At 76.6% G+C, this 2030-nt stretch carries 1 protein-coding gene and 1 pseudogene; both read right to left on the bottom strand.

What is annotated here, in order from left to right; genetic code table 11:
- Positions 1-1507: acyl-CoA oxidase (locus tag G3I41_RS08165; protein WP_164399632.1), on the bottom strand; the 1507-nt coding region annotated here is incomplete at its 3' end.
- A gap of 51 nt (positions 1508-1558) precedes the next feature.
- Positions 1559-2030 (bottom strand): annotated as a pseudogene (locus tag G3I41_RS08160) (3-oxoacyl-ACP synthase); the annotation flags it as partial.

Below are 2030 nucleotides of genomic sequence, written 5' to 3'. Positions count from 1 at the left end.
CGACCCCGCGCAGCGCGGGGCCCGCCGCCGCGTTCCACCGGCCCAGCGGATCGCCCTGCGCCGTCCGGGCCGCCCGGGCCCCGGCGCGTTCGAACCACAGCTCCTCGGCGCGCCCCAGCAGCCGGACCAGGAACCGGAGGTCGGTGAGGTCGCCGTGGGCCGGGGCGGCCGGCTCGTACGGGGGGCGGTCGGCGAGCAGGGCGGCGGCGGCCCTGGCGTGGACGGCCAGGTTGTCGCCCTCGGCGGTGATGGCGCCCTCGACTCCGGTGACGAGCGCGGCCATCCCGTTGCTCTCCAGGAGGCCCTGGGCGCCGCAGCGCTCCCGGGACTCCACGATCACGTCCCTGGCCTGCCAGGTGATCCAGCCCTTGGCGATGTCCACAAGACGCTCGGCCGCCTCCCGCCCGGCCCCGGGCCCCGCCCCGGGCCCCGCCCCGGCCGCCGCCTCCCAGCGGTCCAGGACGCGGCGGTGCAGCAGGCTCATGGCGAAGACCGTGGCCATGGCCTCGGCGAGCGGCCCGTGGTGGGTGCGGTACGCGAGCACCGGCAGCCGCGCCCCGCGCCCGGCGGAGACGTGGCGGTGGCCGCCGTACCGCACCGCGACGGCCAGTGTGGCGCGGGCCGAGCCGACGGCGCTGGCGCTCATGGAGATCCTGCCGGTGACGACGCGGGCGATGGAGGCGAGGAAGCGGCGCCTGCGGCCCTCGATGGCACTGCGGAACACCCCGTCGCCGTCGATCCGCCCCTGCGGACCGGTCAGCAGCGCCTCGCGCCCCACGAAGACGTGGTCGAACGAGGTCAGGCTGTGGTCGACGGGGCTGCCCATGCGCGCCGGGAGCCCGCGTACCCGGACGCCGGGCAGCGGTCCCTCGGTGTCGGTGAGCGGCACCAGCAGCAGGAACACTCCCCGGTCGGCCCCGCCGGCCAGCAGCCGCGCGGCGACGAGCCCCGACTTGGGGCCGCCCGGCCGTCCGGTGTTGGGCATGAACTTCTGCGCCCCGCAGTGCGGGGTGTGCAGCACGAACCCGTCGCGTACCGGGTCGTAGGCGGCGGTCGTCTCGACGGCCGCCGCGTCGTTGCCGTGCGCCACCTCCGTGCACAGGAAGGTTCCGGTACGCCGCAGCGTCAGGAAGTCCGACAGGTCCCGGGGGCTGTCGGCGATGTGGTCGAGGAGGCTGCCGAGGAAGAGGTTGTAGTGGATGCCCGCGATGGTGGCGAGCGCCGGGTCGACCGGGGCCAGCCACTCGTGCAGGGCCGCCAGCGCCCGGAAGTCGGAGGCCGGGCGGGCGGCACTGTCCAGGGCGTCGTTGAGGGTGCGCAGCCGGGCGTACGCGCGGGCGAGCCGTTCGTCCGGGGTTCCGCCGGCGCCCGGACCGGGGGGCAGCCGGAACGGTTCGGTGGCGACGAGCCGCCGCCAGAAGCCGTGCTCGCGGCGCGCGTCGGCGCCGAGGAGTACGGAGGTGAGCGGGCGTGCGAGGGGGTCGGCGACGGTGAGCGTGGTGGTCATACAAGGCTGAACGACCGGCGTACGGTCAGGACACCGGGCTCGGGCAGATGTTCACCGTCCGGAGGGGCGAACGCGTTCGAAGCACAGGGCGACGTTGTGGCCGCCGAAGCCGAAGGAGTGGCTGACGGCCCGCTCGACGCGCAGGCGGCGCGGCGCCTTGGTGACGCAGTCGATGTCCCAGTCGGCGGGCGGGGCGTCCAGGTTGGCGACCGGCGGGACGACCCCGTGTTCGAGGGTGAGCACGGTGGCGGCGGCCTCGATCGCGCCGGCGGCGGCGAGCGTGTGCCCGAGGACGCCCTTCGGGGCGGTGACCGGGGGCCGGTGCGGGAAGAGACGGGCGATCAGCTCGGCCTCCATCGCGTCGTTCAGCGGAGTCGACGTGCCGTGGGCGTTGACGTGCCCGACCTCGTGGGCGGCCCAGCCCGCCGCGTCCAGGGCGGCCTCGACCGCGCGCCGGGCGCCGTGTCCGCCGGGGTCGGGCGCGGTGGGGTGGTGGGCGTCCGTGGCGGCTCCGGCCCCGGCG

Source organism: Streptomyces sp. SID9727 (genome assembly GCF_010550605.1).
Classification (GTDB): Bacteria; Actinomycetota; Actinomycetes; order Streptomycetales; family Streptomycetaceae; genus Streptomyces.
This window is presented reverse-complemented; position numbering and strand designations above follow the sequence as displayed.